At 66.7% G+C, this 14,162-nt stretch carries 11 protein-coding genes; 9 read left to right on the forward strand and 2 right to left on the reverse strand.

The annotated features are described in order from the left end of the window. Positions 1-120: 120 nt before the first annotated feature. Genes glyA through purU form a run of 7 tightly spaced genes read left to right on the forward strand, consistent with a single transcriptional unit; the run spans position 121 to position 8,983 of the window. A complete protein-coding gene (gene glyA / locus AC1DRE_RS17140) occupies positions 121-1,461 on the forward strand; it encodes a serine hydroxymethyltransferase (RefSeq protein WP_476985718.1) in 1,341 nt (446 codons plus the stop codon). Then, positions 1,458-2,678 carry a sarcosine oxidase subunit beta family protein gene (locus AC1DRE_RS17145; protein WP_364125233.1) on the forward strand — a complete coding sequence of 407 codons (1,221 nt, stop codon included), beginning with the start codon at positions 1,458-1,460 and terminating at the stop codon, positions 2,676-2,678. The genes glyA and AC1DRE_RS17145 overlap by 4 nt, the downstream gene beginning before the upstream one ends. Before the next feature lie 27 nt (positions 2,679-2,705). Further along, positions 2,706-3,143 carry a sarcosine oxidase subunit delta gene (locus tag AC1DRE_RS17150; RefSeq protein WP_476985719.1) on the forward strand — a complete coding sequence of 146 codons (438 nt, stop codon included), beginning with the start codon at positions 2,706-2,708 and terminating at the stop codon, positions 3,141-3,143. Then, on the forward strand, positions 3,140-6,082 hold the full coding sequence (locus AC1DRE_RS17155; protein WP_476985720.1) for a sarcosine oxidase subunit alpha family protein: 2,943 nt from the start codon (positions 3,140-3,142) through the stop codon (positions 6,080-6,082). The genes AC1DRE_RS17150 and AC1DRE_RS17155 overlap by 4 nt, the downstream gene beginning before the upstream one ends. Next, complete coding sequence (locus AC1DRE_RS17160) at positions 6,075-6,710, forward strand: sarcosine oxidase subunit gamma (protein ID WP_476985721.1); 636 nt, start codon at positions 6,075-6,077, stop codon at positions 6,708-6,710. The genes AC1DRE_RS17155 and AC1DRE_RS17160 overlap by 8 nt, the downstream gene beginning before the upstream one ends. Continuing rightward, entirely contained in the window at positions 6,710-8,083 is a 1,374-nt protein-coding gene (locus tag AC1DRE_RS17165; RefSeq protein WP_476985722.1) for an L-serine ammonia-lyase, read from the forward strand. Before AC1DRE_RS17160 ends, AC1DRE_RS17165 begins: the two co-directional genes overlap by 1 nt. A gap of 3 nt (positions 8,084-8,086) precedes the next feature. Beyond that, the gene (purU, locus tag AC1DRE_RS17170) at positions 8,087-8,983 is read left to right on the forward strand and encodes a formyltetrahydrofolate deformylase (protein WP_476985723.1); all 897 of its coding nucleotides are present in this window, start codon (positions 8,087-8,089) and stop codon (positions 8,981-8,983) included. Between the two features lie 197 nt (positions 8,984-9,180). Here the strand turns inward: purU and AC1DRE_RS17175 are convergent, their stop codons facing one another. After that, positions 9,181-10,890 carry a PucR family transcriptional regulator gene (locus tag AC1DRE_RS17175; RefSeq protein WP_476985724.1) on the reverse strand — a complete coding sequence of 570 codons (1,710 nt, stop codon included), beginning with the start codon at positions 10,888-10,890 and terminating at the stop codon, positions 9,181-9,183. Positions 10,891-11,001: 111 nt separating this feature from the next. On the opposite strand from AC1DRE_RS17175, the gene AC1DRE_RS17180 reads away from it, so the two are divergent. Both AC1DRE_RS17180 and AC1DRE_RS17185 read left to right on the forward strand, forming a co-directional pair. After that, positions 11,002-12,546: a purine-cytosine permease family protein gene (locus AC1DRE_RS17180; RefSeq protein ID WP_476985725.1), complete on the forward strand. Its 1,545-nt coding sequence runs from the start codon at positions 11,002-11,004 to the stop codon at positions 12,544-12,546. Positions 12,547-12,560: 14 nt separating this feature from the next. Beyond that, positions 12,561-13,526 (forward strand): polysaccharide deacetylase family protein, encoded by a 966-nt coding sequence (locus AC1DRE_RS17185; protein ID WP_476985726.1) that lies wholly within the window; start codon positions 12,561-12,563, stop codon positions 13,524-13,526. A gap of 111 nt (positions 13,527-13,637) precedes the next feature. Here the strand turns inward: AC1DRE_RS17185 and bcp are convergent, their stop codons facing one another. Further along, positions 13,638-14,117, reverse strand: coding sequence for a thioredoxin-dependent thiol peroxidase (bcp, locus tag AC1DRE_RS17190; RefSeq protein WP_476985727.1), 480 nt, complete (start codon positions 14,115-14,117; stop codon positions 13,638-13,640). Between the last annotated feature and the right edge of the window lie 45 nt (positions 14,118-14,162).

Below are 14,162 nucleotides of genomic sequence, written 5' to 3' on the forward strand. Positions count from 1 at the left end.
CCAAGCGGGAGTCCAGCTTCAGTTTGCTACCGGCTCTTGACTCTCCTGTGATCTCAACCATACCATTGCTCATACACTGATATATCAAACACCTAGCAATGGTATTTCAAAGGAGCATCCGTGGTTGAGCAGTTGAACGAACGTCTTTCCGTACTCGATCCCGAGGTCGAACAGGCTATTGCCCGGGAATTGGGCCGCCAGCAGTCCACCCTGGAGATGATTGCCTCCGAGAACTTCGCCCCGTCGGCGGTCATGGAGGCGCAGGGCTCGGTCCTGACGAACAAGTACGCCGAAGGCTACCCGGGCAAGCGCTACTACGGCGGCTGCGAGCACGTTGACGTGATCGAGCAGCTCGCCATCGACCGGGTCAAGGCCCTGTTCGGCGCCGAATTCGCCAACGTTCAGCCGCACTCGGGCGCCCAGGCCAACGCCGCCGCCATGTTCGCCCTGCTGAACCCGGGCGACACCATCATGGGCCTCAGCCTGGCCCACGGCGGCCACCTCACCCACGGCATGAAGATCAACTTCTCCGGCAAGCTCTACAACGTGGTCCCGTACCACGTCCGCGAGTCCGACCTCCGCGTGGACATGGCCGAAGTCGAGGCCCTGGCCCTGGAACACCGGCCCAAGCTGATCGTGGCCGGCTGGTCCGCCTACTCCCGCCAGCTCGACTTCGCCGAATTCCGCCGGATCGCAGACCTCGTGGGCGCCTACCTGATGGTGGACATGGCGCACTTCGCCGGGCTCGTCGCTGCCGGACTGCACCCCAACCCGGTGCCGTACGCCGACGTCGTCACCACTACCACGCACAAAACCCTCGGCGGCCCGCGCGGCGGCGTCATCCTCGCCAAGGAGGAGTACGCCCGCAAGATCAACAGCGCCGTGTTCCCCGGCCAGCAGGGCGGCCCGCTGGAGCACGTCATCGCCGCCAAGGCCGTGGCCTTCAAACTCGCCGGCACCCCCGAATTCAAGGAACGCCAGGAGCGCGTACTCCAGGGATCCAAGCTGCTGGCCGAACGGCTCCTCCGCGACGACGTCGCCGCGGCCGGCATCTCCGTGGTCAATGGCGGCACTGACGTCCACCTGGTTCTCGTGGACCTGCGCAACTCCGAACTGGACGGACAGCAGGCCGAAGACACTCTCCACCGGATCGGCATCACCGTCAACCGCAATGCCGTCCCGTTCGACCCCCGCCCGCCGATGGTCTCCTCCGGCCTGCGCATCGGCACCCCGGCTCTCGCCACCCGCGGCTTCGGCCAGGCCGAATTCACCGAGGTCGCGGACATCATCGCAACCGCGCTTATCGGCGCTGCCGGCACGGGAACCCTGGCGGAGGACACCGCCGTCGGACTCCGTGCACGGGTCACCGCCCTTGCCGAGCAGTTCCCGCTTTACCCGCATCTTTCCGGCGAAGCCGAGATTTCCACGTTTGAAACAGAAATGATTGGAGCAGCCCAGTGAGCACGCATCAGCTCCCGGAGCACCCGGATTTCCTCTGGCGCAACCCGGAGCCCAAGTCTTCCTATGACGCTGTGATTGTGGGCGGTGGCGGGCATGGCCTGGCCACGGCGTACTTCCTGGCGAAGAACCACGGGATGACGAACATCGCCGTGCTGGAAAAGGGCTGGCTGGCCGGCGGGAACATGGCCCGGAACACCACCATCATCCGGTCCAACTATCTCTGGGACGAGAGCGCGGCCATTTATGAGCACGCCCTGAAGCTGTGGGAGATCCTGCCGGAGGAGCTCGAGTACGACTTCCTGTTCAGCCAGCGCGGTGTCATGAACCTGGCCCACACCCTCGGTGATGTCCGTGAAAGCATCCGGCGGGTGGGAGCGAACAAGCTCAACGGCGTGGACGCTGAATGGCTGGAACCGGACCAGGTCAAGGAACTGTGCCCCATCCTGAACATCAGCGACAACATCCGGTACCCGGTCATGGGTGCCACGTACCAGCCGCGGGCGGGCATCGCCAAGCACGACCATGTGGCCTGGGCCTTCGCCCGTAAATGCGATGAGCTGGGCGTGGACATCATCCAGAACTGCGAGGTCACCGGCTTCCTCAAGGACGGGAACCGCGTGGTCGGTGTCAAGACCAACCAGGGCACCATCCACACCGAAAAGGTGGGCCTTTGCGCCGCCGGGCACAGCTCGGTCCTCGCGGAAATGGCCGGTTTCCGGCTGCCCATCCAGTCCCACCCGCTCCAGGCCCTCGTCTCCGAACTGCACGAGCCGGTCCACCCCACGGTGGTGATGTCCAACCACGTCCACGTCTACGTCTCCCAGGCGCACAAGGGCGAACTGGTCATGGGCGCCGGCGTGGACTCCTATAACGGTTACGGCCAGCGCGGTTCGTTCCACGTGATCGAGCACCAGATGGCAGCCGCCGTTGAACTTTTCCCGATTTTCGCCCGGGCCCATGTGCTCCGGACCTGGGGCGGGATCGTGGACACCACGCTGGATGCCTCCCCGATCGTGGGCACCACGCCGGTGGAGAACATGTTCGTCAACTGTGGCTGGGGGACCGGCGGGTTCAAGGGCACCCCGGCGGCCGGGCTGACGTTCGCACATACCATCGCCACGGGCACCCCGCACAAGCTGAACAAGCCGTTTGCGCTGGAACGCTTCGAAACCGGAGCCCTGATCGATGAACACGGCGCAGCCGCCGTCGCCCACTAGCCGCCGTCCATTAGAAAGAAGACGCACATGCTGCTTATCTCATGCCCCAACTGCGGCTCGCGCGACGAGACCGAGTTCCACTACGGCGGCCAGGCCCACGTGCCCTACCCGGAAAACCCGAACGAGCTGAGCGACCGCGAATGGGCCGAGTTCCTGTTCTACCGCGACAACACCAAGGGAACGTTCGCTGAGCGCTGGCTGCACAGCACCGGTTGCCGCCAGTGGTTCAACATGCTCCGCGACACCGTCACCTATGACATCCAGGCCGTCTACCCGATGGGCACGCCCCGGCCTGACATGAAGGTCCCGGCAGCCCCGGAATCCGGCACGGCAAGCCTCGCGGCTGACAGCACCACCACGGGCACCTCTGCCCCGGACATCTCGGGCACCAGCATCGCCCCGGCCGATCCAGCCACCAGCACGACCCAGTCCGGCACGACCGCCCCGGAAGGAGCAACCAAGTGACTTCCCAGAACGCCCGCCTCGCCGCCGGCGGACGCATCGACCGCAGCATCTCCTGGCGTTTCACAGTGGACGGCGAGGAGTTCACCGGACACCCCGGCGACACCCTCGCCTCGGCCCTGCTTGCCAACGGCCGGGTGGCCGTCGGCAATTCGCTTTACGAGGACCGGTCCCGCGGCATCTTGGCCGCCGGCGTGGAGGAATCCAACGCGCTGGTTAAGATCTTCCCGCGGTTCCCCGGCGACGTGGCCGAGTCCATGCTTCCCGCCACCACCGTCTCCCTGGTGGATGGCCTGAAGGCTGAGCTGCTCAACGGCCTGGGCAAGCTGGACCCGGAGGAAGACCGCGCCGAGTACGACAAGAAGTACGTCCACACCGACGTCCTGGTGATCGGCGGCGGCCCCGCCGGCCTCGCCGCGGCCCGCGAGGCCGTCCGCACCGGCGCCCGGGTGATGCTCATGGACGACCAGCCCGAACTGGGCGGCACGCTCCTGTCCGGATCCGCCGCCCCCGGCCTGGCCGAGACCATCGAAGGCAAGCCGGCCCTGGAATGGGTGGCGGACGTCGAAGCCGAACTGGTGTCCGGAGCAGAGTGCACCGTCCTGAACAGGACCTCCGCCTTCGGCGCGTATGACGCGAACTACGTCATCGCGGTCCAGAACCGCACGGACCACCTGTCCAGCCCGGCGGCCCCCGGGGTGTCGCGGCAGCGTGTTTGGCACGTCCGTGCCAAGCAGGTTGTCCTGGCTCCCGGCGCCCACGAACGCCCGCTGGTCTTCGAGAACAACGACCGCCCGGGCATCATGCTCGCCTCGGCCGTCCGCAGCTACCTCAACCGCTACGCCGTCGCCGCGGGGCAGCGGGTGGTCATCAGCACCACCAACGACAGCGCCTACGCCCTGGCCGCGGACCTCCGCGCCGCCGGCGTCAAGGTCGCCGCCGTCGTCGACGCCCGCCCCGGCATCACTCCGGTGGCTGCCGCCGCCGTCGAAGCCGGGACCCGGGTGCTGATCGGCAGTGCCGTGGCCAACACCTCCGCCGGAGCCGACGGCCGGGTCGCGTCCGTCACCGTCCGCAGCATCAACGACGACGGCGAACTGACCTCCGGCATCGAAGAGATCGCCTGCGACCTGCTGGCGGTCTCCGGCGGCTGGAGCCCGCTGGTGCACCTGCACTCGCAGCGGCAGGGCAAGCTGCGCTGGGACGAGGACTTGGCGGCTTTTGTGCCGAGCACCGTGGTCCCGCACCAGCAGACCATCGGCTCCGGCCGCGGCAGCTTCGAACTGGCAGATGTCCTGGCAGAGGGCATCTCCGCCGGGGCCTCGGCAGCCATCGCCGCCGGCTTTGAATCCGCCACGCAGCCGTCCCCGTTCGCCGAGCCAAAGGCCTCCGGCCCGACCCGCCAGCTGTGGCTGGTCCCCGGGCAGGCCGGCACGCCGGATGACTGGCACCACCACTTCGTGGACTTCCAGCGGGACCAGTCCGTGGCCGATGTCCTCCGCTCCACCGGGGCCGGCATGCGGTCCGTGGAGCACATCAAGCGCTACACCTCCATCAGCACCGCCAACGACCAGGGCAAAACCTCCGGCGTGAACGCGATCGGTGTCATCGCCGCCGCGCTCCGCACAGCCGGCGAAGCCTCCCGCGGCATCGGCGATATCGGCACCACCACCTACCGGGCGCCGTTCACCCCCGTGGCGTTCGCGGCACTCGCCGGACGCCAGCGCGGCGAACTGTTCGACCCCGCCCGCGTCACGTCGATCCACCCGTGGCACGTGGCACAGGGTGCCCTGTTCGAGGACGTGGGGCAGTGGAAGCGCCCCTGGTACTACCCGCAGGACGGGGAGGACATGGACACCGCCGTGCTGCGCGAGTGCGGCGCCGTCCGTGAATCTGTGGGCTTCATGGACGCCACCACGCTCGGCAAGATCGAAATCCGGGGCAAGGACGCCGGTGAGTTCCTCAACCGGATCTACACCAACGCGTTCAAGAAGCTCGCCCCGGGTTCCGCCCGCTACGGCGTGATGTGCATGGCGGACGGCATGATCTTCGACGACGGTGTGACCCTGCGCCTCGACGAGGACCGGTTCTTCATGACCACCACCACCGGCGGCGCCGCGAAGGTGCTGGACTGGCTGGAGGAATGGCTGCAGACCGAGTGGCCGGAACTGGACGTGCACTGCACCTCGGTGACCGAACAGTGGTCCACCATTGCCGTCGTCGGGCCCAAATCCCGTGCGGTGATCGCCAAGGTGGCACCGGAACTCGCCGCCGGCGGCGGGCTGGAGGCCGAAGCCTTCCCGTTCATGACCTTCCGCGAAACCACCCTCGCCTCCGGCGTGCAGGCGCGGATCTGCCGGATCTCGTTCTCCGGTGAACTGGCCTACGAGATCAACGTGCCGTCCTGGTACGGGCTGAACACCTGGGAAGCCGTGGCCGCCGCCGGGGCCGAATTCAACATCACCCCCTACGGCACCGAAACCATGCACGTGCTCCGGGCCGAAAAGGGCTACCCGATCGTCGGCCAGGACACCGACGGCACCGTCACCCCGCAGGATGCCGGGATGGAATGGGTGGTCTCCAAGGCCAAGGACTTCATCGGCAAGCGCTCCTACGCCCGGGCCGACGCCCGTCGCGAGGACCGCAAGCACCTGGTCAGCGTCCTTCCCGTGGACGGAACGCTGCGGCTCCCCGAAGGCACCCAGCTCGTGGAAAAGGGCATCACCACCAACCCCGCCTACGGACCGGTTCCGATGGAGGGCTTCGTGACCTCGAGCTACCACAGCGCCGCGCTTGGCAGGTCGTTCGCATTGGCCCTGATCAAGAACGGCCGCAACCGCATCGGCGAGACCCTCGTGGCCGCCGCCGGCGACCAGCTGGTTGACGTTGTCGTCGCCGAAACCGTACTTTTTGACCCCGAAGGGACCCGCAAAGATGGTTAACACTGCAGCACTCACAGGCGTCAATGGACTCCAGGAGATCCGCCGCAGCCCGGCCTCGCACCTGGCCGCAGCGCTGGACGCCGGCTCCGTTCCGGGAAAGGTCGTCCTCAGGGAAGGCCCGTTCCAGACCATGGCGGGCGTCCGCGTCGACCCCATGTCCGAGGAAGGTACCCGGATCGCCTCCGTCACCGGCGGCCTGCCGGTCCGCTGTGGCGAGGTGGCTGGCACCGAGCGTGTCAGCGTTCTCTGGCTGGGACCGTCCGAGTTCCTGGTGGTGGCGCCGGAGGAAGCCCATGACTCCTTGGGTGGAGACCTGATCCGCTCGCTCACGGCCGCCCTGGGCGACGCTCCGGGCCAGGTGGTGGACCTCTCCGCCAACCGCACTACGTTCGAACTGTCCGGCCCGCGGGCCCGGGCGGTACTGGAGAAGGGCTGTGCCCTGGATCTGCACCCGCGCAGCTTTACGCCGGGAACGGCCCTGACCACGGAAGTCGGCAACATCCCGGTCACCCTGCTGAAGACCGGGGAGGAAAGCTTCCGGCTGTTCCCCCGGGCCTCGTTCGCGGACTTCCTGGGCCGCTGGCTCCTGGATGGCATGAGGGAGTTCGCTTCCCCTGAGGTGCCCTAATGGCCCTCAGCGCCCTGGACCTGTTCTCCGTTGGCATCGGGCCGTCCTCATCACACACGGTCGGCCCGATGCGGGCAGCAAAACTGTTCGCGGACGGGCTCAAAGGTGATGGCCACCTGAGTGCCACGGTCCGGGTCCAGGCCGAACTGTTCGGTTCCCTCGGTGCCACCGGCCGCGGCCATGGCTCCGACAAGGCAGTTGTCCTGGGCCTCCAGGGCCTGGACCCGGAAACCGTGGACACCGCCACGGCTGATGACCAGGTGGCCGCGGCAGCCCTCGACGCCGAACTCCGGATCGGCGGCCACCACCGGGTGGACTTCAACTGGGACGAGGACGTGGTGCTGCACCGCCGCAAATCCCTCCCGGCCCACCCCAACGGCATGACCTTCCGGGCACTCGACCACACCGGCGCCGTCCTCAGCGAACGGAGCTTCTATTCAATTGGGGGCGGCTTCGTTGTTGACGGCGATGCCGACGCCGGCGACCGGGTGGTGGCCGACGCGACCGTCCTGCCCTACCCGTTCACCACCGCCGACGAACTCCTGGCCATCTGCAGCCGCGAAGGCATGTCCATCTCCGACGTGATGCTCGCCAACGAACTGACCTGGCGCAGCGAAGCGGAACTCCGCGAAAAGCTGCTGTCGCTCTGGGCCGTCATGCGCGAATGCGTGGACAACGGCTGCGCCGCGGAAGGAATCCTTCCCGGCGGCCTGAACGTCAGGCGACGGGCGCCGTCGTTATTCCAGACCCTGACCGCGGACACCGGCGTCACCGATCCCCTCCGGGCCATGGAATGGGTGAACCTCTTCGCCCTCGCGGTCAACGAGGAAAACGCCGCCGGCGGGCGTATCGTCACCGCCCCCACCAACGGCGCCGCCGGCATCGTGCCGGCAGTGCTGCACTACTACGTCAAGTTTGTTCCGGGAGCCGACGACGACGGTGTGGTCCGTTTCCTGCTGGCGGCGGCCGCCGTCGGGATTCTCTTCAAGATCAACGCCTCCATTTCCGGTGCGGAAGTGGGCTGCCAGGGTGAAGTGGGCTCGGCCTGCTCCATGGCGGCCGCCGGGCTGTGCGAGGTCATGGGCGGCACCCCCGAACAGGTGGAAAACGCCGCCGAAGTAGGCATTGAACACAACCTTGGGCTGACCTGCGATCCCGTGGGCGGCCTGGTGCAGATTCCCTGCATCGAACGGAACGCGATCGCCAGCGTGAAGGCCATCAACGCCGCGCGGCTGGCCCTGCACGGCGACGGCAGCCACAAGGTGTCGCTGGATAAAGCCATCAAAACCATGCGTGAGACAGGAGCGGACATGAAAACCAAATACAAGGAGACCTCCCGCGGGGGCCTCGCCGTGAATGTGATCGAGTGCTGAGCCATGACTGCCATCCAGACTGAAACCTCTCGCCCAGAGCCGGCCACCACCGTGGAGCATATCCTGACGCTCGACTGCCGGGAGTCGCCGGGCATTGTCCACGCCGTCTCCGGCTTCCTGCTGGAACACGGCTGCGACATCATCGACAACCAGCAGTTCGGCGAACGCTCCGAAGGGCACTTCTTTATGCGGGTGCACTTCGCGTCCGACGGCGACGCCTCCACCGCGGACACCCTGCGGGCCGCTTTTGCCCCGGTGGCTGATCGCTTCGGGATGAGGTGGCGGCTGGAGCCGCAGGGTTCCAAGCGCCGGGTGCTGATCATGGTGTCCAAGTTCGGGCACTGCCTCAACGACCTGCTGTTCCGCGCCAGGATCGGCGAACTGCCCGTTGATGTGGTGGCCGTGGTCTCCAACCACACCGACCACCAGGCGCTCGTGGAGTGGCACGGCATCCCGTTCTTCCACGTGCCCGTCACCGCCGCCACCAAGCCCGAGGCGGAGGGCCGGCTGCTGGAGCTCATCGACGAGTTCGACGTTGAGCTCGTGGTGCTGGCCCGCTACATGCAGGTCCTCAGCGACGGACTCACGCGCAAGCTGGACGGCAAGGCGATGAACATCCACCACTCGTTCCTGCCCAGCTTCAAGGGTGCCAAGCCGTACCATCAGGCCTACGCCCGCGGCGTGAAGACCGTGGGTGCCACCGCGCACTACGTCAACGGCGAGCTCGACGAGGGACCGATCATCTCGCAGCAGACCGTCGAAGTGGACCACACCTACGGGCCGGAGGACCTCGTCGCGGCCGGCCGCGACACGGAGTGCAAAGCACTCAGCAACGCCGTGCGCTGGCACTGCGAGGGCCGGGTAATCCTCCACGGCAGCAGGACCGTGGTGCTCCGCTAACCTACCGCCTCAACCGGGACGCTCTCTCACTTTCTGTCGCTTCAACGGGGACGCTCTCTCACTTTCTGTCGCTTCAACGGGGACGCTCTCTCACTTTCTGTCGCTTCAACGGGGACGCTCTCTCACTTTCTTGCGGAAAGTGAGAGAGCGTCCCTGCTTTTGGTGCGAAAAGTGAGAGAGCGTCCCTGAAGGCGGGGCTAGAGCGCGGCCATGCGGGTGGCGAGGTGGAGCGCAGCGAGCCGGCCCGTTCCCCGCGGGTCGCCGCCGCACAGCTCGAAAATCCGTTGCAGGCGGTGGTGCATCGACTGCCGTTCCACGTGCAGTTCCCGGGCGGCCTGCGCTGTATTGCAGCCGGAGTCGAGCCAGGTTGCCAGCGTTGCCAGGAGCTGGGAGTTCCGCCGCGCGTCGTGCTCCAGCACGGGCCCCAACTGCTGGCGGACGAAATCCTGCCGCACGCCCTGGTCCAGATGCTGCGCCACCAGGCGCTCCACGGCGAGGTGTTCGACGTCGAGCACCACACCTTCGGTTTCCGACAGCGGCCGGGCCACTGCCCGAAGCGAACCGTTCACGGCAAGATCCAGGGCGCACTTCGCCTCGGACAGCGACCACGGCGCGTTCTCGATCCCGGACGCCAGGGGACCCACCGCCGTCATGGTCCCGGCCTCAACCGGCAACTCCCGCAACGCTGTCACGAGCTCGGCGCGTGCGGCCACCGCCCCGTCAAAGGGAAGGGCGGCAAGCGCCAGGAGCTCCGCGTTGTCCACGTAGCTGGCACTCTGCTGGGCTGAGCGCTTCAGGATCTTGTCCATGGCCGCCCGCAGCTGCTGCGAGGTGGACGTCCTGACGACGACGGCGACGACTGTGGCAGAAGGCGGGATCCCGGCAGCCGGAGACAGTTGTTGAAGCCGCCAAGGCTGGCTCCCGGAGCTGACAGCACGCAGGAGCGCGGTCCCGGCCACCTCTTTCAGCCCGGGTGGCATCCGTTGAAGCAGCGCCAGCGAAAGGATGTCAATGCAGCGCCCGCCGGCAACACGAGCCAGGTTGACGTCGCCATGGGCCGGAACATTGATGACCAGCCGGGCGGAGGGAACGCCGCGGACCGGAACGTCGATGCTAATCAACGTGCCGTCGGCGCCAGGCCCGGCTGCCAGCCTGGGGCTTTCCGCCGTCCCGGAGCTGGTTGCCCGGGAGCTGGCTGCTGCGGAACCGCCGCCCGGAGTGGAGCCGCCTGGAGTGGAGCCGTCCGACGGCTGCGTGTCCGCCCTGTCCACGCCTGCGCTGTTAGAGCCTGCGCTGTTAGAACCGGCGCTGTCAGGGCCGCCGCCGTCCGGGCCCGGGGTATCCGGTCCCGCGCTGCCGAGGGTCACGCCGGACACCGACGAGAGCTCCAGCGTCGCGTCAATGAGTCCGGCCAGTACTGCCAGGATCTGATCGAGGCTGCTCCCGTGGGCCAGTTCAACGGCCATGGCATGGCTGGCTTCGTCTGCGCGGCGCAGGTGCGCCACCGATTCGCTGACCAGCATCGAATTGATGGCCTGCATAATGCCCACGAAGGGCACTACCTTGCGCAATTCAATGAGGGGAAGCCCGGCGCTTTCCGCCGCCTGGACCATTGACGGTGGAATCGAGGCCAGGGTCTGTCCCGTTTCCACCGCCAGGGCGCCGACCCCCCGGGCGGCCAGTTGCCGGACGTACTCCACCCGGCGGCCATCCGATGCCGAAGCCAACGCGTCGCCGCCGGTCAGAAGCAGCTCGCCGCCGCTCAGCAACGGGGCGATATCCAAAACCTCACTGGAGTGGACCCACCGCAATTGCGTATTGGCCACTGCGGAAGCGCCTGCGCGGATCACGGGATCAGCGGCGGTGAGGGTGGCATGTTTCAGGATTTCACTGAGGTGTAGTGGCATTACGCTCCGTCATGCAAAGGGTCATTTTCCTGTACATATCGTATCTTGTTGAGTGTGGCCTGCGGCACATAACCTTGCGGTATCCCCCTTTTCTCCCTATGGAGGCCCCACATGCAACACAACTCCACTGCAGTCCCGGCAGGCCCGGTGCCCGTCGCCGGCGAAGACGTTGAAGCCTGGCTTCAGCCCATCCCCGAATCACAGCGGACCCGGAAGGTCTCCGGTCAGTTCTGGATCTGGGCGGGAGCCAACCTTGCGCCGATCAACTGGGTGCTCGGTGCTTTGGGCATCCACCTCGGCCTCGGCTTCGCTGACACGGTTATCGTTCTGGTTTTGGGGAACCTGATCGGCATGCTCCTGTTCGGCTGCTTCGTCCTGCTCGGCCAGAAGACCGGGGCCACCGGCATGGTGCTGGCCCGTGCGGCGTTCGGCAGGCGCGGAAACTATTTGCCCGCTGCCATCCAGGCGCTGCTGGTGATCGGCTGGTGTGCGGTGAACACGTGGATCATCCTGGACCTGGTGATGGCGCTGTTCGGAACCCTCGGCTGGGTTGACCCCACGGCCCACAACTACGGCTGGAAGATCGGCGTCGCCACGACCATCATGGCTGCGCAGGTGGCCATCGCCTGGTTCGGCTACAAGGCCATCGCGGCATTTGAGAAGTGGACGGTGCCGCCCACCATCATCATCCTCGCGGTGATGTCCGCCGTCGCCTGGTTCGGCATGAAGATCAACTGGACCTACGCCGGACCGGCGGGCAACATCCTCGAAGGCTCGGAGCGGATCGCCGCGATGAGCGCCGTCATGACGGCCATTGGCATCGGCTGGGGGATCACCTGGTTCACCTATGCCGCCGATTACTCCCGCTTCGTCAGTACCGAAGTGCCGAAGCGTAGGGTCTACCTGGCCTCGGTCCTGGGTCAGTTCATCCCCGTTGTCTGGCTCGGAATCCTGGGTGCCAGCCTCGCCACCAACAGCGGCGAGATCGATCCCGGAAAACTCATCGTCCAGAACTTCGGAGTCCTCGCACTTCCGGTGCTGCTGATGGTCCTGCACGGACCCATCGCCACCAACATCCTGAACATCTACACCTTCTCCGTCGCGACGCAGGCCCTCGACATCACCATCAGCCGCCGCAAGCTGAACCTGTTCGTCGGCGTGTTCTCGCTGGCCGCCGTCGTCTTCTTCATCTTCCAGGAGGACTTCGCCGCCGTGCTGGACGCCTGGCTCATCGGACTCGTCGCATGGGTGGCGGCCTGGGGCGGTGTGATGCTGGTGCACTACTTCTGGATCGAGAAGCGCTGGCCCGGCGACCCTGCACGGCTGTTCGACGGTGTGGGCACCAAGCGGCTCCCCGGCGTCAACTGGGCCGGCATCGTATCCCTCCTGGTCGGCATCTTCGCCACCTGGCTGTTCATGTACGGGCTGGTCCCGGCAATGCAGGGCCCCATCGCCGTGGCCCTGGGCGGCTGGGACCTGTCCTGGCTCGCCGGCGGACTCAGCAGTGCCGCCAGCTACGCCGTCCTGGGCCCCCGGTTTCACCGCAAGTTTCTGGTCGGCGCAGAACCGCAGCCGGCCGCGGTAACCGTCCCTGAGTCGCCCGAGTCAGATGTCCCGGACCCGGCAGCCCGCCCGACCACCGCCGTCTCGCTCTAGAAAGGAATCGGACCATGGAATTCCCCGCCTTCCCGGACTCCGCCCATCCCATCACCTGGCCCGACGGGTACAGGGCGGCCGCATCCTTCACCTTCGACGTGGACGCGGAGTCATGCACCATCGCCCACGACCCCACCAGCACGCGCCGGATGTCCCTCATGACCCACCAGTCCTACGGACCCAAGGTTGCGGTACCGCGGCTGCTGCAGATCCTGCAGCGCCAGGACATCCAGGCCACCTTCTTCATCCCCGGCTTCACCGCCGAAAGCTACCCCGACGTGGTGCGCCGGATCGTGGACGCAGGGCACGAGATCGCCCACCACGGCTACCTGCACGAACCCATGCAGGGCATCGACGCAGCCACCGAGGCGCGGTACATCGACCGGGGACTGGAAGCACTGGCCAAGGTTGCGGGCGTGCGGCCGGTCGGCTACCGCGCTCCCTGGTGGGAGCTGAACTGGCACTCGCCGGCCCTGCTGGCGGATAGGGGCTTCCTCTACGACTCCAGCCTGCTCGACGGCGATGCGCCGTACCGCTTCAGCGTCGCCGAGGGCGACTCCAGGGACCTGGTCGAAATCCCGGTCGACTGGGCGCTCGACGACTGGGAGCAGTATGCCTTCTACCCCGGGGTGACCGGCAGCGGAGTCATCGAAAGCCCCGCCAAGGTCCTCGAAATGTGGACGCTGGAAGCCGAGGCGCACCACGCGGCCGGAAGCTGTTTTGTGCTGACGAACCATCCGTTCATCTCCGGCCGGCCTTCCAAGGCCGCGGCCCTCGAACAGCTGATCAGCCGGGTCAAGGCCATGGACGGTATGTGGGTCACCACGATGGCCAAAATCGCCGGGCATACGCGGGACACCGTGACCGAGGTCCACAGCCACGCGCGCATTGCGGTTCCCGGTTTCCCCGACGCCGGCGCCCGCTTCACCCCGGCGCAGGTCCGTCACTCCGCAGCGGCACCCGACCCGGTCCGCATCTGATCTGGCTGAACGCAGCCGGAACCCTCTCTCACTAACTACAGGAAAAACCGGAACCTTCTCTCATGGGTGAGAGAGGGTTCCGGTTTTTGTTGCGAAAAGTGAGAGAGCGTCCTAGACGCCCAGGGCTTCCTTCAGCGCTGCGACGTGGCCCTGTGCCTTGACCTGGTACTGGGTCAGCTTCACTTTGCCTTCAGGATCGAGCACCACGGTGGAGCGGACGATGCCTTCGGTGACTTCGCCGTCCCGCAGCTTTTCGCCCCAGGCGCCGTAGGCCAGCGCCACGGCGTGGTCCTCGTCGGCCAGGAGCGGGAAGGTCAGTGCGAAGTCGCCGGTGAAGTGGGCCAGCTTTTCGGGGGCGTCGGGGGAGACGCCCAGGACCTCGTAACCGGAACCCTGGAGGGATGCGAGGCTGTCGCGGAAGTCGCAGGCCTCGGTGGTGCAGCCGGGGGTGGCCGCTTCCGGGTAGAAGTACACAATGACGTTCTTGCCGCGGTAATCGGCCAAGGATGTCGGCTTGCCTTCAGCGTCAGGCAGGGTGAAGTCCGGTGCCTGGGTTCCGGGCTGGAGTTTGGTGGTCAGGTTGGGGCTCATGATGGTCCTTCTGGAGTCTGATTTCTGACAAAAGCGCGTGGTACT

The organism is Arthrobacter sp. P4_H3 (assembly GCF_056400885.1).

Coding starts and splice junctions, on each gene's coding strand:
- AC1DRE_RS17150 (WP_476985719.1), top strand. CDS start 2,706: ATGCTGCTTATCTCATGCCCCAACTGCGGCTCGCGCGACGAGACCGAG.
- AC1DRE_RS17160 (WP_476985721.1), top strand. CDS start 6,075: ATGGTTAACACTGCAGCACTCACAGGCGTCAATGGACTCCAGGAGATC.
- AC1DRE_RS17165 (WP_476985722.1), top strand. CDS start 6,710: ATGGCCCTCAGCGCCCTGGACCTGTTCTCCGTTGGCATCGGGCCGTCC.
- purU (WP_476985723.1), top strand. CDS start 8,087: ATGACTGCCATCCAGACTGAAACCTCTCGCCCAGAGCCGGCCACCACC.
- AC1DRE_RS17175 (WP_476985724.1), bottom strand. CDS start 10,890: ATGCCACTACACCTCAGTGAAATCCTGAAACATGCCACCCTCACCGCC.
- AC1DRE_RS17180 (WP_476985725.1), top strand. CDS start 11,002: ATGCAACACAACTCCACTGCAGTCCCGGCAGGCCCGGTGCCCGTCGCC.
- AC1DRE_RS17185 (WP_476985726.1), top strand. CDS start 12,561: ATGGAATTCCCCGCCTTCCCGGACTCCGCCCATCCCATCACCTGGCCC.
- bcp (WP_476985727.1), bottom strand. CDS start 14,117: ATGAGCCCCAACCTGACCACCAAACTCCAGCCCGGAACCCAGGCACCG.